This window comes from Bradyrhizobium sp. Kon69 (genome assembly GCF_055807515.1).
Genome location: NZ_JBVVOS010000449.1, coordinates 1 through 255, shown reverse-complemented (window position 1 = coordinate 255; position 255 = coordinate 1). Strand labels below are relative to the sequence as shown.

Below are 255 nucleotides of genomic sequence, written 5' to 3'. Positions count from 1 at the left end.
CAGGAGGATGCTGCGGGGCACGCCATTGGAGGCCCATCGGTGGGCGCTATCGCCGGAGACGTACAGGATCCCGCAGCTTGGGTCGTTCCCGCGTGCGAGGCGAGCCAGCCCCCATCCGTCCATCCTGGCGCGGCCGAGATTGATGTCAGTGACCACAGCTCGCGGAAGGGGCGTTCTGATGAGCAAACGGGCGGCCTCTTCGCCCGATGCGGCGCTAACAACCCCGTAACCGGCCTCGATCAAGGTCTCTTCCAG

1 protein-coding gene is annotated in these 255 nt (G+C 66.3%); it reads right to left on the bottom strand.

The genetic code is table 11. The annotated features are described in order from the left end of the window. On the bottom strand, positions 1-243 hold a 243-nt coding region (locus tag AC0L3U_RS39755), incomplete at its 3' end, for a response regulator (RefSeq protein WP_473365175.1). Positions 244-255 lie beyond the last annotated feature (12 nt).